The 21,382-nt window shown below is 41.0% G+C and carries 13 protein-coding genes; 6 read left to right on the top strand and 7 right to left on the bottom strand.

Annotated features, from left to right (window positions below; translation table 11 throughout):
• The first annotated feature begins 682 nt into the window (after window positions 1–682).
• On the top strand, window positions 683–1,531 hold the full coding sequence (locus tag Q0590_RS27440) for a UDP-2,3-diacylglucosamine diphosphatase (RefSeq protein WP_302040846.1): 849 nt from the start codon (window positions 683–685) through the stop codon (window positions 1,529–1,531).
• Window positions 1,532–1,542: 11 nt separating this feature from the next.
• Here the strand turns inward: Q0590_RS27440 and Q0590_RS27445 are convergent, their stop codons facing one another.
• On the bottom strand, window positions 1,543–2,781 hold the full coding sequence (locus Q0590_RS27445; RefSeq protein WP_302040847.1) for a sterol desaturase family protein: 1,239 nt from the start codon (window positions 2,779–2,781) through the stop codon (window positions 1,543–1,545).
• A 26-nt stretch (window positions 2,782–2,807) separates the two neighbouring features.
• Window positions 2,808–3,929 carry a DUF8457 domain-containing protein gene (locus Q0590_RS27450; protein WP_302040848.1) on the bottom strand — a complete coding sequence of 374 codons (1,122 nt, stop codon included), beginning with the start codon at window positions 3,927–3,929 and terminating at the stop codon, window positions 2,808–2,810.
• A 147-nt stretch (window positions 3,930–4,076) separates the two neighbouring features.
• On the opposite strand from Q0590_RS27450, the gene Q0590_RS27455 reads away from it, so the two are divergent.
• The 4 genes from Q0590_RS27455 (at window position 4,077) to recO (ending at window position 8,191) form a co-directional block, all read left to right on the top strand.
• The gene (locus tag Q0590_RS27455; RefSeq protein ID WP_302040849.1) at window positions 4,077–4,397 is read left to right on the top strand and encodes a 2Fe-2S iron-sulfur cluster-binding protein; all 321 of its coding nucleotides are present in this window, start codon (window positions 4,077–4,079) and stop codon (window positions 4,395–4,397) included.
• Window positions 4,398–4,465: 68 nt separating this feature from the next.
• The gene (locus Q0590_RS27460; protein ID WP_302040850.1) at window positions 4,466–5,074 is read left to right on the top strand and encodes a thymidine kinase; all 609 of its coding nucleotides are present in this window, start codon (window positions 4,466–4,468) and stop codon (window positions 5,072–5,074) included.
• Between the two features lie 17 nt (window positions 5,075–5,091).
• On the top strand, window positions 5,092–7,401 hold the full coding sequence (porZ, locus tag Q0590_RS27465) for a type IX secretion system anionic LPS delivery protein PorZ (protein WP_302040851.1): 2,310 nt from the start codon (window positions 5,092–5,094) through the stop codon (window positions 7,399–7,401).
• Window positions 7,402–7,504: 103 nt separating this feature from the next.
• Window positions 7,505–8,191: a DNA repair protein RecO gene (recO, locus tag Q0590_RS27470; RefSeq protein WP_302040852.1), complete on the top strand. Its 687-nt coding sequence runs from the start codon at window positions 7,505–7,507 to the stop codon at window positions 8,189–8,191.
• A 57-nt stretch (window positions 8,192–8,248) separates the two neighbouring features.
• Here the strand turns inward: recO and Q0590_RS27475 are convergent, their stop codons facing one another.
• Complete coding sequence (locus Q0590_RS27475; protein WP_302040853.1) at window positions 8,249–8,788, bottom strand: hypothetical protein; 540 nt, start codon at window positions 8,786–8,788, stop codon at window positions 8,249–8,251.
• Between the two features lie 360 nt (window positions 8,789–9,148).
• On the opposite strand from Q0590_RS27475, the gene Q0590_RS27480 reads away from it, so the two are divergent.
• Window positions 9,149–10,426, top strand: coding sequence for a PAS domain-containing sensor histidine kinase (locus Q0590_RS27480; protein ID WP_302040854.1), 1,278 nt, complete (start codon window positions 9,149–9,151; stop codon window positions 10,424–10,426).
• A 42-nt stretch (window positions 10,427–10,468) separates the two neighbouring features.
• Here Q0590_RS27480 and pbpC read toward each other — a convergent pair whose 3' ends face one another.
• The 4 genes from pbpC to Q0590_RS27500 all read right to left on the bottom strand — a co-directional run bounded on the left by pbpC (window position 10,469) and on the right by Q0590_RS27500 (window position 21,359).
• Window positions 10,469–12,802, bottom strand: coding sequence for a penicillin-binding protein 1C (gene pbpC / locus Q0590_RS27485; RefSeq protein WP_302040855.1), 2,334 nt, complete (start codon window positions 12,800–12,802; stop codon window positions 10,469–10,471).
• A gap of 184 nt (window positions 12,803–12,986) precedes the next feature.
• Complete coding sequence (locus Q0590_RS27490; protein WP_302040856.1) at window positions 12,987–13,415, bottom strand: response regulator; 429 nt, start codon at window positions 13,413–13,415, stop codon at window positions 12,987–12,989.
• Between the two features lie 44 nt (window positions 13,416–13,459).
• Entirely contained in the window at window positions 13,460–14,956 is a 1,497-nt protein-coding gene (locus tag Q0590_RS27495; protein WP_302040857.1) for a sensor histidine kinase, read from the bottom strand.
• Between the two features lie 100 nt (window positions 14,957–15,056).
• Window positions 15,057–21,359, bottom strand: a complete 6,303-nt coding sequence (locus Q0590_RS27500; RefSeq protein WP_302040858.1) for a HAMP domain-containing protein — start codon at window positions 21,357–21,359, stop codon at window positions 15,057–15,059.
• Window positions 21,360–21,382: the final 23 nt, after the last annotated feature.

Below are 21,382 nucleotides of genomic sequence, written 5' to 3' on the forward strand. Positions count from 1 at the left end.
CTTCTCAGCACTACTTGCTAAGATGGTGGTTTTTACAAACCTAAAACTATTTTACTCGTAAACTAATCTACTTCGTATAAACTTTTACTTCCCTATCCCCCCGCTTGCTAGACTCTCTTTCTCAAAAGGATTGCAAATCTAGCTGCTTTGTTTTAGGTTTCCAAATTTGTAAAGAAAAATATTTTATTCCTTTCCTTCCCCTCTTTCCTTCGCTTCTCTTTCTCTTCAAACGGGCTGCAAACATACCCTACTTTTTGTTTTCCCCCAAATCCAATAAGCAATTTTTTTACACTTTTTTTGCCTTGGCTCTCTTACCCTGGCCCCCCTGCCCCTCAGATGCCCGCTCGCTTCTCAAACGGGTTGCAATCCTACCCTACTCCTCTTACCTTTCCAAATCCTTTAGCAATTATTTTTTCCTTCTCTTACATAATATGAAATTAATATAGAAAAGGGTTTCAAAAATAATACACTGTGTTTGTTAATGCAACAATTATGTCAATTTTTTCTTTTCTAGTATCTAGAATAAATAGCTCTTATTTGATTGTACATTACTTAAATGTTATCTCTGTCTAGCATAAGTTTTTATTAACTACATACTATAATAGAAAGTTTAGTACATAATTAAAACCTTGATAATGTTTTGTTTATACGTAGCAATTAGCTTTGTATCAAAACCAAGCTATTGAAAACTCACTTTAAGACTATTGTTATTTCGGATGTACATTTAGGCACTTCCGGATCTAAAGCCAAAGAATTAACGAACTTTTTAAAGCAGCATACCTGCGAAAAGTTAATTCTGAACGGAGACATCATTGATGGATGGCAACTAAAGAAATATGGGACCTGGAAAAAGAAGCATACCCGTTTTTTTAAACGTGTCCTTAAAATGATTGAAGAACATAATACTAAAGTGATCTATATACGTGGAAACCACGATGATTTCTTAGACCAAATTCTTCCGTTAAAAGTGGGTAACTTTTCTATTCAACGGGATTATGTGCTTAAAAGTGGTAATAAAAAATACTATGTAACGCATGGCGATATATTTGATTCTATTACTACAAAACTCAAGTGGATTGCTAAACTTGGCGATATAGGGTATACTTTTTTATTGTGGGTAAATAAATTATATAATAATTACCGCACCACCCGTGGACTTCCTTACTATTCTTTATCGCAAATGATAAAGTTAAAAGTTAAGTCGGCTGTATCTTATATTTCCGATTATGAAACTCAACTTGCAGAAGTTGCCCGCGTCAAAAATTGTGAGGGTATTATTTGTGGCCATATTCACCAGCCGGCTATTAAACAACTGGATGATGTACTCTATTTAAACTCTGGTGACTGGGTAGAATCCCTCAGTGCATTAGTACAGGATGAAGATGGGGAATGGGACTTGATTTATTATAATGAAACGCATACCTCAGCAGCATACAGTGAAGAAGAATTGGATGAGCTTACAGAAGAGGAAGAACCCATTGACTTTATAAATCAGCTCAATTTTCTCAATCGTTCCAAAAAAGTATCTTAGCCTCTCACAAATTATGCGAGTTCACGGTTCTGAACCATGGAAGGTTGAAAGAATAAATTCCGGAGTTTGATCAACCAAATACTGGAAACCAGAAATAAACCTATGGCTACTACTAATACAGCAGGATAATTATTGGTTACAATCCAGATGAAAGCTACAGTGCAACTAATTCTGGCAAACTCGGCTACATACACCCATTTTCTCAATTCAAACAAAGCTCCACAGTTTACAATGGCTGCTACAATAAGTATAGCGGATATAGCTTTCATGGCCATAGGCATTTGTTCTGCTTTAAAAAGAAACACAGCTGCACCTGCTACAGTAAACAGATATTGAAAGAATACATAATAATTTAACTTATGCGGTACCGGCGTATCGTATTTTTTATATAATGTTCTGTCAACTTCTGATACTGCCATCCTGCCGCCTAAGTAGTCGGGGCGCCAACCTGGCGGCATAAATAAGACTTTTAGTTTATCTTTCCAGTTGGGGACTTGCTTTAATAAGGTGAGCATATCAACAAAATGCTGCAAGTTTGCCCATACTGGGTTCCAGCTATTAAGCGGTTTGGTAATTCCATAGATTGGTTCTTCTTCCTCCTCCTGAAACGTACCAAACATTCTATCCCAGATAATAAAGGTACCTCCATGGTTTTTGTCAATGTATTTGGGATTAACGCCGTGATGCACCCGGTGATGGGAAGGCGTATTTAAAATGTATTCCAGCCAGCCTAGTTTATGGATAGCTTTGGTATGAATCCAGAACTGGTACAACGTAACAAAGGAAGAAACAGTAACAAAGAGTAACGTATCAAATCCAATAAAAGCCAGCGGAAGATAAAAGGCAAACGAAAATACTTTTTGTAACCAGCCTTGCCGTAAAGCTACCGACAAGTTGTATTCTTCACTTTGATGATGTACGACATGACCACCCCAGAATAAATTAATTTCGTGGCTGTACCGGTGAAACCAATAATAGAAAAAATCCACAGCAACAAATAAAATAATACCTGTTAGCCAGTTGGTCGGAATTTGAAAGAATGCATAGTTCTCATAGCAGAACTGATAGATAGCTACAACGAATAACTTCATAAACACCCCTGTTACCTGCTCGCCAATACCGCAGCTGATATTGGTTATGGCATCGTTCAGCCGGTATAGCTTCTGGTGGCGGAACCGTTCAACCAGTAACTCTACACCTATCAGAATAAAAAATATAGGAATAGATAAAACAATAGGATTCGGGTTCATCGTACATAGTATTTTACTCTAGTAAGTTAGTAAAATTTCCGTTCTACTACTTCAATAAAACTATCTACTTCTTCACTTTTCATGTCCCAGCCATACTTAGCGGCATATTTTTCCTTCAACAGGCTACTGGCTGTTTGATAATCCTGGCACTGATCTATTTCTTGTAAAGCCTGGTTAAATGCGGTACCATCTCCTTTAAATAATGCATTTATAAATAAAAACCGTTGATTCAATGAAATGGCACTTTTAATATCTTGTATACGGGTTTTTTGAACCTTGTCTAGTAGCGTGGGTTTAGGTTCTTGCTTCAGGCGGTCATTTAAGGTTACTTGCTCGCGCATAAATTTCTCATGCAGGCTGGCTGCTTTCACCTGGTCACTCACTGGTTTTACTGGCTCAGCTGGTATGGGTGGCGTAGGTGTAGTTACAGGAGAATTATTTACGGCTTTTACAAACTGCTCAATATCTACTCCGAAATTATTTACGACTGGTGCCACTGGTTTTTGTTCTACTGGTGCCGGCGTTTCAAGTAAATCTTCTTTGTAGACAGGTATCTTTCTGGAAAAAACATCCAGGTACTGATCTGGTGATTCTAGTTCATCCCTTCTTTCCTGGCATACTTCTTCCAGTACACGCAAGGCTTGATTAACAGGCAACTCTTGATCAGCTACACTAGTTAGTCTATTAAGAAAAGAAGTTAAGAGGCTCTTATTAATCTGAATATATTTAGCTACCTCCTGCAATTGAGAAATATTGATGGTAAACCCTTCTTTCCGGATCAGTTGTGCAAAAAATTCCTGAGGGGCCAACAACAAAACCAGGGTAGATTTTACAGCATAGTTCACCAGCGGCTCCAGATGCTCACGCCGGATGGCTATATGCTTAGACACGGTGTTCATAAATTGTTGCAAGGCCTCTTTTACTTCATACGCCTGATAATCGAAGTAGGGGCTTTGCAGCTTGGCTGTTTCTTCCTGCCAGCTGGTGAACAGATGTTGTAGCACAAACATATTTACCTGGCTTATTTCGGTAAATGTAAGTATCTGCTTACCCTGCATGAGTTCATGAGCAGAAAAAAAATCTGCAACCACTTTTCTGGCATACGCCTTACTATAATTTTCTAAAGCTAACTCCTTTAGTTTACTCATTCGCTGAATTTTGATCTGTTACAGTTGATTATGAAAATCTCAATAGGTATTGCACGAAGGCAAAGAATACACCCTGCTTGCTCTCCTTTGCAAAGAAGAATTTTTAAATGCAGATGTATTTCATTTGTTTTGTAAAGTTATCAATTTATGTCAAAACTTATTATACGCAATCTGGCCAATAAAAGCATTCCATTAACATCCAATAAAAGTTTATTAAAGCATATACAGGATGACTATATTGACTGGATGCATGCGTGTGGGGGCAAAGGAAGATGCACCACCTGCCGAATTCGAATATTAGCAGGAATGGAAAACATAAGCCCGTTTTCGGCTGCCGAACTAAAATTCAAAAATCAGGGAAGATTAGTAGAGAATGAACGGTTAACCTGCCAGAGCTATGCCTATGGCGATATACTCGCAGAAGTTCCACCCGAATGCCAGCTCCCACATATGCACTATATTAAATAAGCTGACTAGTTAATAATGTATACCAAAGATTTTCAAAATTTTTTACGCGTAAATTTGCAAATTCCTTTATGTTTATAGAACCTCATCTGGGAAGGTATCAGCAAGGAAGAATCAGCCGGACTGGCTGGATTGAAGTAATTTGTGGGTCTATGTTTTCTGGAAAAACAGAAGAATTGATCAGGCGGCTGAAGCGGGCACAAATTGCTAAACAAAATGTAGAAATTTTTAAACCTGCTATAGACACCCGGTATCATGATATAGATGTGGTTTCACATGATGCCAACTCTATCCGGTCTACGCCTATTTATGCTCCCCACGAAATGATTTTACTGGCTGGCAACAGTGATGTGGTAGGGATTGATGAAACACAGTTTTTTGATGAAGGAATTGTAGAAGTATGCATATCATTAGCTAATTCCGGAAAGCGCGTAATTGTAGCAGGCCTGGATATGGATTTTCAGGGTAAACCTTTTGCCTGTGTGCCTGCCTTAATGGCTGTAGCAGAATTTGTAACCAAAGTGCATGCTATTTGTGCCGTTTGTGGAAGTGTGGCTTCTTTCTCTTATAGACTGGTTCCTTCTAAAGAAAAAGTATTGCTAGGCGAAACTGAAAGTTATGAAGCCAGATGCCGTCGATGTTTTAACGAAGGCATGGCAAAAAGCAATCTAAAATATTGAATAAGCCGTGACAGCTCATGCGTAGCATATTTCATCGTAAACTGGTAAAAAGTACTCTTATACAATTTATAGGATTGTTAAGCCTAGTACTTCTTGCTTTTACTAGTCTGGCACAGGATATTCCGATAGGCTCCTGGCGTACACATCTATCGTACCGTAGTGTTTCTACCCTGGCTCTTACACCTGGAGAGATTTATGCCGCCTCCGCTACTGGTTTTTTCTCTTTTGACAGAAATACCTCCAGCAGCACAATTCTTTCCCGATCAGATGGTTTCAGTGATACAGAAGTTTCGCAAGTAGCATATAATGAGACCACTCAAACCTTACTTGTTGCTTACCGCAATGGCAATATAGATTTACTACAAAACAACACCATTACTAACATAGATGATATTGCTACGTCGGCAGATATAGCCAATAAACAAATCAACCATATTTATTTTGCCGGTAATCTGGCTTATTTATCTGCCAACTTTGGCGTAGTTGTGCTAGATATACAGCGGCAGGAAATCCGTGAAACTTATAGAAACATAGGGGCTAATGGAAGTAACCTAGCGGTAAATGCCAGTACTATTACCAGTAACACTCTGTTTCTGGCTACAGCTCGGGGAATACTAGCGGCTCCTGTTACTGGCGTGAACTTATTGGATTTCAGTAACTGGCGAAGATATGGGCTCGCTGAAGGCATTCCATCTGTATTAAGTAATTCCATTGCCAGCAGGGGTGAGCAGGTATATGCCAGTTTAGTAAACGAGGGGGTCTATTTTTTTGAAAATGGAAACTGGCAAAAAGTAAATATGCCCAGTATTACTCAGGTAAATTCTATACAGGCTTCCAATAATACGATACTCATTTCTGCGCAAGGTAAAATAGTTAGTATAGCTGAGAACAACCTTATACAGGAAATTGTACATCCATTAATACTTAATCCGCAGAAAGCAATTTATGATGAAACAGGTAAGTTGTGGATAGCCGATGCCACCAATGGACTTATAAGTAATTATGCGGGAGAATTTCAATCGTTTATTCCCAACGGGCCTGCTAGCAGTAGCACCTGGAGCTTAGCAAGCTACAATAAAAGTATAGTGGCTTTATCTGGCGGATTCACTTCCGGTTCTTTTTTACCACTCAACCAGACTTCTGGCTTTTCTGTGTTCACCTCAACTGGCTGGGTAAATTATACCAGTACAAGTAATGAGCCTGCTTACCGCATTCCGCCGGTTAAAGATCTGGTTTCAGCGGCCTATAATTCAACAGATAATAAATTGTATATAGGTTCATTTGGCGAGGGGTTACTGGTAGCCAATGCGGATGGAACTTTTGAAACGATAAATGCTAGCAATTCACCTCTGCAACCAAACACCGATGGAAGCTTAGCCATTACCGGTTTAGCGGTAGATGCCGCAGGAAATACCTGGATAACTAGTTTTGGAGCGGCTGCAGATCAACCTTCTTTATACGTAAAAAAAACAGATAACACCTGGCAATCCTATATCTTCAATAATACAGCTGCCCGTCGGCCCTTGTCAGTACTTGTAGATGATAGTAATTATAAATGGATACGTCTGGCACCTCCTGGGGGGGGCATTTGGGTATTTGATGAAAAAGAAACAAGAAGCCGCTATTTATCTACTGTGCTTGGGCAAGGAGGCCTGCCAAGTAACACAGTGAATGCCCTGGTCAAAGATAAGGAAGGTCAGGTATGGGTGGGTACAGACCGGGGAGTAGCCTTATATTTTAATCCATTTTCCGTTTTTAATAGTATGGCTTTTGATGCGTTAACACCTATTTTTGAACGGCGGCCTTTGTTAAGTAATGAAGTAGTCAGTGCCATTGCCATAGATGGGGGAAACCGCAAATGGATTGGTACACGAAATGGAGTATGGCTTTTCAATGCAGATGCCACTGAACTGATCCATCATTTTACCACGCAAAACAGCCCTTTGCTATCTGACAACATTCTGGATATTGCTATTCAACCGGCTACTGGAGAAGTATTTATAGCTACTGATAAAGGGCTTATTTCTTACCGGGGCAGTGCTACAGAAGGAGAAGCCACCCATACCCATGTAAAAGTTTTTCCAAATCCCGTCAGACCCGATTTTACCGGATTAGTGGGTATCTCTGGGCTTGTGAACAATGCCCTTGTTAAAATTACAGATATAAGTGGGCGGCTAGTATACCAAACGCGGGCACAAGGAAGCACCGCCGTATGGAATGTACAGGATTATACTGGCCGCAGGGCCGCCACCGGGATTTACCTAATCTACAGTTCCGATGCTGAAGGGAATGAGACCCTGGTGACGAAAATGGCCGTTATTGAATAATTCTATCCATCTTGCAGCAGAACCTCAGCCGGCAATTATATGTTTTACCTTAGCAGTAAGCCACGTATTAGCTTATTTGCCATTTTAATCAGCACTTTATACCATGCTTCATAAAACCAGAGGGATTGTTATTAACTATATTAAATACCGGGAAACTTCTATCATAGTAAAAATATATACAGAAGAATTTGGCATACAAACCTATATTGAAAATGGGGTACGAAGTGCAAAATCTAAAAATAAAATCGCCCTGTTCCAGCCTCTTACCCTACTGGACCTAGTGGTGTACCACAGAGATACCGGAGATATTTTCCGTATTTCTGAGATCAAATGCCATACCGCCTTTCAGACACTTCCCTACCATTTTATTAAGTCAGGCATTGCAATTTTTATGACAGAAGTTCTGAATAAAACCCTGAAAGAGGAAACACCTAACCACGATATGTTCCAGTTTTTGCTTACCTCCATCTTATACTTGGATCATCATGAGAAAGGGTATGAAAACTTCCCTATTCAATTTCTGCTAAAACTAAGCAGGTACCTGGGTTTTGCGCCACAAGAATCGGATGAAATACTGGATCAGGTCGGAGCCATACGAATATATGCAGCTACAGATGAGGAAAAACAGGCCTTGAATAGTTTAATTATAAACCGCTACAATGAATATGTAGCTGTATCCAATACTATCCGCCGGCAGATACTGGAATATGTCCTTCGTTTTTATAGCCTGCACGTAGAAAATTTTGGTGAAGTACGTTCATTGCAAATATTGAAAGAAATTATGATCTAATCTCTTCCAATATTTACCGTTGAGAGGAATAGTTTCTCTAAACTGAGAAAGATTATTTTACTTTACTTTGTCTATTGCTTTTTTTAGCTGCTCTTTGGTCATTTTGCTGCGGCCTTCAATATTCAATTTCTGAGCTTGTTTGTATAGCTCTTCTTTTGTTTGTTTGGTTGAAGCTTCAGTTTTTACTTCTTCTATAGCTTTTATTACTGCTTTAGAGTAGGCAATATGTTGTTCGCCTGTTTTAGAACCTTTTACTTTAGCTGTTTCTGCCTCTTTCCTTTCTTCATCGGATAGCTTATCCCAAACCTTTTTTGGTAAGTATCTTTTGGTTTTACCATTTTGCCTGGCCTGTGTTTTACCATCTTTTGTTTGCCACTCTTGTTTTGTCCATTCCTCCAAAGAGTGCGCTGCCTTATCTTTTTTCTCTAGATAGCTGCCTCCTTGTTTTTCATATTCTTTTACCAGCAGCTGACTTTTACGGGCCGACCATTGTCCAGGCTTTCCGCCTTTATCAGATTTCAGCAGCTCTTCTTTAATTTTCTCCCGGAGTTCAGGTTTATCATACTTTGCTTCTGTAGCATTGTTTGTTGTAGCCATAGCTTCTGCAGTTGTTTCTAATACAAGAACTAAAAAAGGCTACAGAGGTTTAGAATTTTGCTTTCTGTTCATCTTGATATATATAGTTTTTGTTGTCAAACATATCTCCAAGACGCTGAGCCTACTTTTTCCTAGTAATTTATAGTTCATAGGTGATTTTTATATGTTAATTTTGGCTAAATTTTTCAATTGCTGCTCTATAGGCCAAGCTATAAAATACAGGCAATATGCTTAAACAAAACTTTTAACTAATTGTTAATCAATGAACTGTATAAGTAAATATCTTTTTAGCTTTAATTATAGCTGTTCCTCTATGCCTACTATCTATTTGCAGTTCAGAAAATTGTAGACGACGTGAAAATGGAATATTCATTATTACCCAAACGTACGGCCTTTTTATTTTTTGCCTTTGGCCTCTGCTGGATTGTTTTGTCTGATGCATTAATTAATTACTTATTCAGGAATACAGAAGCATTCTTATATATCTCGATTATCAAAGGAATATTATTCGCAGCTTTCTCGGCATTTTTTATCTTTATTATCTTACAGTCTCACAACCGTCAATTGCGCGCCGGGGAAAAGCTGGTAACAGCGGCAGAAGCAAAATTCAAGCTGATGTTCGATAATAATCCTATCCCGATGTGGGTATATGATATGAAAACGCTGCAATTTCTGATGGTGAACAATGCTGCTGTAGCTACCTACGGATACTCCCGCGAGCAGTTTCTTTCTATGAATCTACTTGATATCCGGCCAAAAGAAGATTATTCCCTCCTAACAGAAAATATACATAAAGATCACAATGACCGTTTCACCTTCTCAGGTGTATGGCGGCACTTAAAAAAGAATGGGAATATCTTATATGTAGAAATCAACTCGCATCCGATTGAACTCAATGGTGTAGCAGCAAAACTGGTATTATCTTTTGATGTAACGCAACGCGTAAAAACACAAGAGGAAATTAAACTTGCTGTAAATGAACTTAACAATTTTGTGTACCGTGCCTCACACGATTTACGGGGTCCTTTGGCCCGCTTGATTGGTCTTTCTAACCTGGTGTTGCTTGACAGAATATCTATTCACCGGGAGGAATACGACCATTTAATTCATGATACGGCTATTCTTCTGGATAATATGCTGAAAAGATTATTAAGTGTGAATAACCTGAAAGAATATTCCCCCGAAAGTGAAGAAATTAATTTATATAGTTTAACAGAAGAAATTATCCGGCTTACCAAAGAAAATAATGTTAACCAACACATAGCCATTGAAAACCTGATACCCCCACAGACGATTATCAGAAGTGACAAAAATATAGTTGAACTTGCGCTGGAAAACATTATTGAGAACAGCATAAAATATGCAGATGTTACAAGGAATAAATGCCCTTATGTAAAAATAATGGCTACTTCTGTAAAAAATCAGCTGATTATTTATGTACGCGACAATGGCATTGGCATTCCCCAGTCACTCAAAGATAAGATTTTTAACCTGTTCTTCCGGGGCACGGAGCTTTCCAAAGGATCAGGGCTTGGTTTATATATTGCACAAACTGCCGTAAAAAAATTGGATGGAGAAGTAGTATTTCTGGCCGATAACCCCGATGAAACAGTGTTTGAAATCCGGATTCCCTGCTAAGCTACACCTATATAAATTTTAAACATTTGTAAACCGGATTCTTTATTCTTCTCTTACTGTAATCTGCACGTCTGAATTCCGGCCTTTATCGTCGCTACATGATATTTTTACTGTACCGGCTATTGGTTTGAAAAACACTTTCTCTGCGGCACCCGCTGATGTATATAAGTGGTCGTTGATATACCAGTATACTTTTTTTATTTCATTGTCTGCCTGACAGCTTAGCATAAGTTCGGCAGATTTGCTGTCTAAGATATACTCGCGTCCATTGGCTGGTGACACTATTTGTGGTGCCTGATCGTCAAAAATACGTGTGCAAGCCGGATTATGGGGAGGAATTTTCTGGTAAGCCAGTCCTGTATGTTCATAATAGGCCACTACTTCCGGCGAATAATTCGGATAAATTTTCTGTTTATATCCATTTTGCGGCAAGCACGATGTGCAATACGAATAGGCTTCATTTGCCTGTACAGCTACTTGTTTAATATGCATGCATTTTTTTGTATCCGATATTAGCGGAATGAAATAATCGGCAACTTGATGCTGGCAAAAATCGCCGGGTGCTAATCCACTCTCGGCACATACCAAACGGACTTTTAAATCTTTGGGAGCCGTAAACCAGCGGTTAGCAGAATTATAATCTATAGAGTTGAATATATTGAACAACAGGGGGGTAGCTATATCGGCTCCTGTTAACTCTCTGATGCCCTCTCCACTGGCATTGCCCACCCATACGCCTACCGTATAGCGAGCATTGTAGCCAATGCTCCAGGCATCCCTCCGCCCATAGGAAGTACCAGTTTTCCAGGCAACTTTCGGTATATGGTAACTGCTTTGGTAGTTGTTAGGTAAGTCTGGCCGGGTAGCCTGAGTCAGTATTTCATTAATCATAAAAGCGGCTTCCGGCGATACAATGCGGATGCTATGCAGAGAATCAAGAGAAGCAGGCTTGGCTGGAAGCGTATATACAATGGGTTTATACATTCCTCCATTAGCAAAGGCCGCATACAAACCAGTAAGTTCTTCCAGAGTAACACCACATCCACCTAAAATGACAGATAAACCTAATTTATTCTGGTCTTTTTTTATTTGCTCAAAATGGGCCTGGTTTAATTTTTCTATAAACAGCGGTAAACCTGTTTCGTGAAGCACCTTTACAGCAGGTATATTCAAAGAAAAAGACAATGCTTTTTCTACACTTATCATTCCATTGAATTTCTTATCAAAGTTATCTGGGTTGTAGCCGGCAAAATTACTGGGCACATCCGCTATCATGGTTTTTGGAGTAATATTTCCCTGATCTATCCCCAGTGCATATACTAACGGTTTCAATGTACTACCCGGTGACCGGATAGCTCTTACTCCATCTACCTGCCCGGCATGCGTATTATTTGCATAATCAGGAGAACCTATATAGGCTTCTACTTCCATGGTCCGGTTATTTAGCACGAGCACAGCTATGTTATTAATATTGTACCGTTGCAAGCGCTTGTGGTAATTATAGGCAAGGCTCTGTACTTTGTCTTGTATAGGTAGATTAAGGCTTGTATGTATGTTAGTTACTTCTGGCTGCTCATATTTCATCCGGTTAGCCAAGTGAGGAGCTATTTTAGGAAAGGGCCGACGTTTGGCAGCTAAAGGTTCGGCCAAGGCATCGACTATTTCTTTCGGGGAGAACAATTGATTAGCGGCAAAACGCTTCAGCCATTTGTTTCGCTCCTGCACCAACATAAGTTCATTCTTACCTAAACCAAGCGATGTAGGCCGGTTTGGCACTATAGCTAAAGTAGCTATCTGGGCCAGACTTAACTTATCTGGTAACTGGCCAAAATATAATAAGGAAGCCGATTTTACGCCTTCTATGTTGCCTCCATACGGTACCAGATTCAGGTACAATTGCAGAATTTCTTCTTTACTATATAGCCATTCCAGTTGCAATGCCCTGAAGAGTTCTATGAATTTGTTAGCATATGTCCGTTCTTTAGGAGCCATTAGCCTGGCTACCTGCATGGTTATGGTAGAAGCTCCGGAAGTAGTTTTACCGGTTAATAAGTTGTTGAAAGCAGCACGAACTACAGCTACTGGATTTATACCCGGATGATAATAGAAATACTTATCTTCCTTATAAATAATTGTTTTACGCAGTTGCGGAATAATTTCTGAGAGTTCTGTTTTTAGCCGCCATTTATCATCCGGACTCAAAAAAGCATGCATGACCGTACCATTCCGGGCAGTAATGATCTGCGAATAAGAAATGGTTTTTTTCAGAGGAAACAACAAGTGCAGAAACAGGAATATCACAAAAACAACTCCTGCTAAGGCTAGAATACCTTTTAACAATTGCTTTAGTAGCAAGACTTTAGCCCGCGGAAACATAGTAGCTAACACACCCCTAAGGTACAGAATATCTGTCAGAAGTTCCTGTGCAATTGCTGCAAAAACAATGCATCCCTTCGCCTAAAAATTCTGATACTACTATGTAACAGCCAAAATTCAGGCAATGAACATCATTAAAGAAACACTGATTTTCAGAAGATACTAGAAGCTGTAGAATCGGCTGCTACTTTTTCAAGTTCATCAAGTCAATAAACAGATTGAAACTATCTTTGGAAGAAGATGAATTATTCAGATTGAATGGTTTCACAATATAACCGGAAACTCCCATTTTTTCAGAAGCGGTACGGTCCTCTTCCTGATCGGAAGTGGTCATAATAAATACTTTAATATCTTTAAATGCTGAATCTGAACGCAGTTCACTTAAGAATTCTAGTCCATTCATCCGGGGCATGTTTATATCAAGCATAATAATGCTGGGAAGCGGACTGATTTTCTCATATCCGTTTCCGCGCAGCATATCTAATGCTTCCTGCCCGTTACGCGCAATAAATAATTTATGGAGTACATTCATTTTGCGCAGATTACGCTCCACAATCATGCTGTCCAGGTAATCGTCTTCTACTAAAAGAATGTTGGCAATTTTATCAATCATAGTATAAGGCTTTTAAAATACAGCTAGCAAATACACTACCTGCACTATGAAGAAATATGATCTACTACATGTTTGGGCCATGTAAATACAAACGTAGCACCATTCCCGATTTCAGACAAGACTTTTATCGTACACTTTTTATCATCCAGTATTTTTTTAACAATGGCCAGACCTACCCCTGTACTCTCAAACGCATCGCGTTCTTTCAATGTTTGAAAAATAATAAATATTTTCTCGTGATATTTAGGCTCAATCCCTGGCCCGTCGTCGGTTACGAAAAACTCATAGCAATCTTCTTTTTCTTCACAGCCAACAATAACTTTTCCATTTTTCTGGTGGTGGTATTTTACAGAATTGCTGATGAGGTTGATAAAAACCTGTTGAAGAGGAATTTTTTCCGTTTCTATAACAGGCATATCTGGCTGAACAAAAACCTGCAAACCAGTTTGAGGGGAGAGCATTTCTACAATTTCCTGCAACATTAACTTGGTGTTCACTACTTCTACCGGATTTTTTTGGCGCCCAATTCTGGAAAGTTCCAGGATACCTTTAATCATATTTTCCATCCGGTGAATACGGCCTCTCATCAGGGAAAGATAATCTTTTACTTGCACGGGCATTTCGTCTCCATAATCTTCTTCCAGACAATAGGAAATATTCTCGATTCCCCGTAAAGGAGCTTTTAAATCATGAGAAACTACATAAGCAAACCTGTCCAACTCTTCGTTTTTCCGTTCTAATTGTGATATGTTTTCACTCAGTGTTTTGGTCATGCTATTTAATGATTTTGCCAGGTGGCCTAGTTCGTCTCTGGAGGAATCCTGTATAAAAATGCCAAAATTACCACTGGCAATTCTATCGGCCAGTTGCACCATTGTGTTGATGCGCCGCGAAATGGTAAGGCTGATATAAAAGGCAATAGCCAGACCAAGAATAATAGATAAGGTAGTTAACACGAAAGAAATAGCTTCGGTATCTTCTACAGAATCGCCTAACGTAGCCCGCCTGACTTCCCGCAAATCGTATTCATAATTATTGAATTCTTTAAATTTCTGCCTGATCTGATTGTTAATTATCCTTTCCGATCCTTTCTTTATTTTATCAGAATACATATTAGAAAAAACCTGCCGGGCACTGTCAGACATAAAAGCATTCTTCTTTGCCTGAATTAGGGGTTTGGCAACCTCCATTTGCCAGCGTGTTTCCAGCTGCTCAATATCGGCTAATCTTTTCTCCTGAAACAGGTTATGTTCTACCTGGGTTTTTAGCTCGGTGTACAATTGCTTATTCTCTGAAGCGGCTGAGTCGAAAGGTTCCAGAAAAGTGGGTTCGTCGGTTAACAGATACCCTCTCAGGCTACTTTCCATCTCTGTGATATTCCGGTGTAGCCGGGCTGCCTGCCTGATCACCAGCTGCGAACGTTGCACCCACTCGGTGTTTTCTTGCACTTTCACTGATTGGCGGTAATTTACATAGGTAGTAATAGAGAAAAGCAGCAGGATTACCGTAAATCCAACGAATATAAGGCTAGCAATTTTCATAACGGGGCTTTAGCTGTTTACAACCCACAGACGATAGTCCAATGGAAGAAGTGTAACCTACTTCTTCCATTGGACTGCCGACAGTGAACTAAAAACAAATTTATTTATATAACCAGATGCGCATCAGCGACAATAACTGATCTATTTTTACCGGTTTGGTAATATAATCGGAAGCGCCTGCCTCTATACATTTCTGGCGGTCGCCTTTCATGGCTTTGGCAGTAACGGCAATAATAGGCAAGGTACTGTTTTTATTTTCCCGCCGTATCTTCTGGGTGGTTTCGTAGCCATCCATCTCCGGCATCATAATATCCATCAGAACAATATCTATATTGCTGTTTTCATTCAGAATCTGAATGGCTTCTTTTCCACTTTCTGCGGTAATAGCATTGATGTTATAGCGTTCAAAAGCGGTAGTGAGTGCAAACAGGTTACGTACATCATCATCTACTACCAGAATATTTTTGCCTACCAGCACATCTTCTTTCAAGCGGATGCCCTCTATTAATTTCCGCTGTTGTGTAGGTAATGCTTTGTGATCCAGGTGCAGATGTTTTATGGTTTCCTCTAGTAATAAATCCAGCGACTTAACATCTTTTAAGATTATATTTTTGGCCAGCTGCCGTAATTGAGCTGTTTCTTTGTCCGAGAACTCTTTGGCTGAGTAAACAATTAATGGAATTTGCTGCTCCCGCTTTTCTACATTAATCTTCTTTATTAATTCAATACCAGACATATCGGGCAACATATAATCAAGAATAATACAGTCGTAGCTCTTTTTCTGTAGCAATTGTATGGCTTTCTTGGCTGTTTCGGCAATGGTGATCTTGGTATTTACCCCTTGCAACATTTTTACAATGCCTGAAGAATCCATTTCATTATCTTCTATCACCAGTAGGTTTTTCACCTTCTTACTGGAAGCTTCTTCAATATCTTTGAAAAGAATTTTCAGATCATCATTTTTCAACGGTTTTAAGAAGAAACCTTTTGCCCCACGTTTGTATGCCAGGCTTCTGTTTTCTTCACCTGAAATCAGGTAAACTGGGATATGCCGGTAGTTAAGATCACTTTTGAACAGATCCAGTACCTTCCAGCCACTTGTATCCGGCAGTTTGATATCCAGGGTAATGGCAACTGGGTTGTATAAATTAACAAAGCCAAATACTTCACTGTGGTTTGTGGCAATTACGGCTTTCATTCCCCATTCATGCGCTTGTTCAATCATTATTCTGGCAAAACGGGTATCATCTTCTACCACCAATAATACTTTGTCCTGTGCTTGAATATTTGTCCGGTCATCACCTAAATCGTTAATCATTTCATTCACCGCTTCCAGATGCTTATTCTCTATGGAAGAGGCACCAGCACCGGGAACAGAAGTAAGTGATTTTACCAGAGACTTATCCATATCAGATGCTTTGTTGCCTGCTAGCAACTTATTAATCATTTCCTTCTCGCCTATTGGAGCCCCTTCTAAAGGCAGGAATAAGGTAAAGGTGCTACCCTGGTTTACATGGCTTTCCAGTTCAATTGTTCCGCCCAGCAATTCTGCCAGACCCCGGCTAATAGATAACCCTAAACCGGTACCGCCATACTTACGGCTGGTAGAGCCTTCTGCTTGTTGGAAGGCCTCAAATATAATGTTCTGCTTATCTCTGGGAATACCAATACCTGTATCGGAAATGGCAAAGGCCACCACGTTTTTGGCATTCTCCAGACTGCTGTTCCGCATTTTCCAGTTCCGCTCGGCTTTATAAATTCTAAGCTTAACTTCCCCTTTTTCTGTGAATTTAAAGGCGTTAGAAAGCAGGTTTTTAAGAATCTGATTTAGCCGCTGCACGTCTGTCTGCAATACTTCGGGTACGTTATTGTCTATTACTACATTAAACCGTAAGTGCTTAGCTTCAGAAATTGGCTTAAAGGTAGTTTCTACAAATGAGCTAACCTCTCTGAAACGAACCGGTAAAAATTCAGCGGTAATAAATCCGGATTCGATCTTAGAAAGATCCAGAATGTCATTAATCAATTGTATTAAGTCGTCGCCGCAGGAGTGAATGGTTTTAGCGAAGCGGACTTGTTTTTCAGAAAGGTTTCCTTCCGGATTTTCATATAACTGTTGTGCCAGAATGAGCAAACTATTCAGTGGTGTCCGCAATTCGTGCGACATATTGGCCAAGAACTCCGATTTGTACTTAGAAGTTATGGTCAGCTGTTCCGCTTTTTCTTCCAGTGAGCGGCGGGCTTCTTCTACCTCTTTGTTTTTGGCTTCTACTTCTTCTTTCTGTTTTACCAGCAGCAATGCTTTGTCTTGCAATTCTTCGTTTGTTCTCCGTAACTCATCGGCCAAGGACTGCGATTGTGTAAGCAGCTCTTCAGTACGGCTATTTGTCTGAATGGTATTCAGTACAATACCAATACTTTCTGTCAACTGGCTCAGGAAGTCAAGGTGAGTCTGGCTAAAGGATTCAAAAGAAGCAAGTTCTATTACGGCTTTTACTTCTGTTTCGAACAATACCGGCAATACAATTAAACTTAGTGGTTTGGCTTCACCCAATGCCGAACTGATTTTAATATATTCGCTTGGTACATTGGTTAGCAGAATTCTTTCTTTTTCAACGGCGCATTGCCCAACCAGACCTTCGCCAATAGCAAATTCTTTCGGCACATTTTTATCTTCTTTATAGGCATAGGCAGCAAATAATTTGAGTTTATTCTGCATATCCTCATTCTGCTGGAGAATATAGAAGGCACCATAGGGGGCAAATACTACCTGCGCCAATTCGGAAAGAATCCGGTTGGTTACCGTATTCAGGTCTTTCTGGCCCTGAAGCATCTGGGTGAATTTAGCCAGGTTAGATTTCAGCCAGTCTTGCTCCTGGTTCCGTAAGGTAGTTTCCTTCAGGTTGGCAATCATCTGGTTAATGGTATCTTTTAGGGCTTCCAACTCTCCTTTGGCATCTACCCGGATAGTTCTGGTTAAGTCCCCTTTTGTTACCGCAGAAGCTACTTCAGAAATAGAACGTACCTGAGTAGTTAAGTTAGCTGCCAGCTGGTTTACGTTCTCTGTTAAGTCTTTCCAGGTTCCGGAAGCTCCGGGTACGCTGGCCTGACCACCTAACCGGCCTTCTACCCCTACTTCCCTGGCAACGGTAGTTACCTGATCCGCAAATACCGCTAGGGTATCAATCATCTCATTAATAGTATCTGTCAGCTGGGCTAACTCCCCTAAAGCGTTAATTGACAGCTTTTGCTTTAAATTACCTTTTGCTACAGACGTTACAACTTTGGATATACCCCGCACCTGGCCTGTTAAGTTAGAAGCCATCTGGTTTACTGAGTCGGTCAAGTCTTTCCACACACCTCCTACGCCTTTTACTGTCGCCTGCCCACCCAACTTTCCTTCCGTTCCTACCTCCCTAGCTACTCTGGTTACCTCCGAAGCAAAGGAGTTTAACTGATCCACCATCGTATTAATGGTGTTCTTCAAGTCCATCATTTCTCCCTTCACGTCGATAACCACCGTTTTGGACAAGTCACCGCTGGCTACCGCTTTGGTTACCTCAGCAATATTCCGTACTTGTGAGGTTAAGTTACCAGACATCTGGTTTACCGAGTCCGTTAAATCTTTCCAGGTACCAGCCACCCCAGGAACGAATGCCTGTCCACCCAGTTTTCCATCGGTTCCCACCTCTCTGGCCACACGCGTTACTTCAGAAGCAAAACCTCTCAACTGATCCACCATCGTGTTGATAGTTTCTTTCAACTGAAGAATTTCGCCCCGTACGTCTACGGTAATTTTTTTAGACAAGTCACCGTTAGCCACGGCAATAGAAACGTCAGCTATATTTCTGAGCTGGGAAGTTAAGTTACCAGCCATTTTATTTACCGAGTCGGTCAAGTCTTTCCATACACCCCCTACGCCTTTTACTGTCGCCTGCCCGCCTAATCTACCTTCGGAGCCTACCTCACTTGCCACCCTGGTTACCTCCGAAGCAAAGGAGTTTAATTGATCCACCATCGTGTTGATCGTGTTTTTCAATTCCAGCATCTCCCCTTTTACGTCCACGGTAATCTTCTTTGACAAATCACCCTTGGCTACGGCAGTCGTTACTTCTGCAATATTCCGCACCTGGTTTGTCAGGTTATCGGCCATTTTGTTTACAGAGTCCGTTAAATCTTTCCAGGTACCGCCTACGCCAGGTACGTTAGCCTGTCCACCCAACTGCCCTTCTGAACCTACCTCTCTAGCTACCCGGGTTACCTCCGAACCGAAAGAGTTGAGCTGATCCACCATCGTGTTGATCGTGTTTTTCAACTCCAGCATCTCCCCTTTTACGTCTACCGCAATTTTCTTAGATAAGTCACCTTTGGCTACGGCAGTCGTTACATCCGCAATATTCCGCACCTGGTTCGTTAGGTTGGAAGCCATCTGGTTTACAGAATCCGTTAAGTCTTTCCAGGTACCGCCTACGCCAGGCACGTTGGCTTGCCCACCTAATTGCCCCTCTGAACCTACCTCTCTAGCCACCCTGGTTACCTCTGAAGAGAAAGAGTTCAACTGATCCACCATCGTGTTGATCGTGTTTTTCAACTCCAACAACTCTCCCTTGGCATCTACCGTGATTTTCTTAGACAAGTCTCCAGTTGCTACGGCCGTTGTTACCCCGGCAATATTCCGCACCTGGGCTGTTAAGTTTCCAGCCATCTGGTTTACAGAATCCGTTAGGTCTTTCCACACGCCACCCACGCCTTTTACGGTCGCCTGCCCACCTAATTTTCCTTCCGTACCTACTTCCAAGGCTACCCGGGTTACCTCGGAACCAAAAGAGTTGAGCTGATCCACCATCGTGTTAATGGTGTTTTTCAACTCCAGCATCTCCCCTTTTACATCCACCGTAATTTTACGAGACAAGTCACCATTGGCTACGGCTGTGGTTACCCCGGCAATATTCCGCACCTGGTTAGTCAGGTTTCCGGCCATCTGGTTTACTGAATCCGTTAAGTCTTTCCACACGCCACCTACCCCTTTTACTTGTGCTTGCCCTCCTAGTTTTCCTTCCGTACCTACCTCTAATGCTACCCGGGTTACCTCTGAGGAGAAGGAGTTGAGCTGATCCACCATCGTGTTAATTACGTTCTTGATCTCCAGGATTTCCCCTTTTACATCCACCGTAATTTTTTGTGTTAAGTCACCACTGGCAATTGCGGTTGCCACCTTAGATACGTCACGCAGCTGTACGGTTAAGTTACCAGCCAGCTGGTTTACGTTATCTGTTAAATCTTTCCATACACCAGCCACCCCTTTTACTTCTGCTTGTCCACCTAGCTTTCCTTCCGAACCTACCTCCCTGGCCACACGCGTTACTTCTGAAGAGAAAGAGTTGAGCTGATCCACCATTGTATTAATTGTGTTCTTCAACTCCAACAACTCACCCTTGGCATCTACCGTTATTTTCTTAGACAAATCCCCTCTTGCCACGGCCGTTGTTACCCCGGCAATATTCCGCACCTGGGCTGTTAAGTTTCCAGCCATCTGGTTTACTGAATCCGTTAGGTCTTTCCACACGCCACCCACGCCCCTTACTGTTGCTTGTCCACCTAGTTTTCCTTCGGTTCCTACCTCTAGCGCCACCCGGGTTACCTCTGAGGAGAAGGAGTTGAGCTGATCCACCATCGTGTTGATCGTGTTCTTTACTTCCTGTAATTCACCCCGGGCTTCTACGGTAATCTTTTTGGAAAGGTCTCCCTTAGCAATAGCAGTCGTTACATCCGCAATATTCCGTACCTGGTTGGTCAGGTTTCCGGCCATCTGGTTTACGGAGTCCGTTAAGTCTTTCCACACGCCACCTACCCCTTTTACGGTTGCCTGCCCACCTAATTTTCCTTCGGAACCTACTTCTCTGGCTACCCTGGTTACTTCCATGGAAAATAGGTTCAACTGCTTTACCATGTCGTTTACCTCCTGGCCAATGCGGCGGAACTCTCCTTGCAGTACATTTCCCTCTATCTCCATAGGCATTTCCTGCGAAAGATTACCTTTTGCCACCGAACTGATTACATGGGCTATTTCTATTGTTGGATGTACCAGATCAGACACCAAGGTATTAATAGTATCTATGCCTGTGCTCCAGGAGCCGCGGGCATCGCTAAGCTCCAGCCGTTGGGTAAGTTTCCCTTGTTTACCAATGGTATTGCCTGCTTTAGTGAACTCATTCATCATGCGTTCATTCAGCTCTATAATATCATTAAGCGTATCACAGATTTTACCACTAATCCCATATTGGTCTATAGGCATGCGAACGGAAAAATTTCCATTCTTCACTTCCATTAAGACTCTTAATAGTTCTTTATTGTCCAGAAAGTTAGAATCTTCCTGCACTCCATTACTTATATGTGTTTCCATTCACAGATGATTTAGGCTGGATT

Source organism: Rhodocytophaga aerolata (genome assembly GCF_030503435.1).
Classification (GTDB): domain Bacteria; phylum Bacteroidota; class Bacteroidia; order Cytophagales; family 172606-1; genus Rhodocytophaga; species Rhodocytophaga aerolata.